At 61.6% G+C, this 284-nt stretch carries 1 protein-coding gene; it reads right to left on the minus strand.

Translation table 11 applies throughout. The annotated features are described in order from the left end of the window. On the minus strand, positions 1-283 hold a 283-nt coding region (locus HZR81_RS23815; protein WP_500129421.1), incomplete at its 3' end, for a helix-turn-helix domain-containing protein. Between the last annotated feature and the right edge of the window lies 1 nt (position 284).

The raw sequence follows: 284 nt of genomic DNA on the forward strand, positions 1-284 counted from the left end.
GCAGGTTGGGTATGTTCATGCTGCGCAGCTTGCCGGCAATCTGCTCGGGAGACAAACGCTCACGCAGCATATGGGTCACCAGTTCGAAGCGCTCGCTACCCGGCAACAGTTTTCGCATCGGTCGACAAACCTGGCGGCGGGCCTGCATTTGCTGCTGGGCCAGGCGGGCCGAGTAGCCACCGCAAGCACCTCGGTTACGGCGCAGCTCACGGCTGATGGTCGAAGGGGATCGGTTGATCAAGCAGGCAATCCTGCGCAGGCTGAAGCCTTGGGTACGACCGATT

Origin of the sequence: Pseudomonas sp. LM13, assembly GCF_041381355.1 — a bacterium.
In the GTDB taxonomy this organism is placed as follows: Bacteria; Pseudomonadota; Gammaproteobacteria; order Pseudomonadales; family Pseudomonadaceae; genus Stutzerimonas; species Stutzerimonas frequens.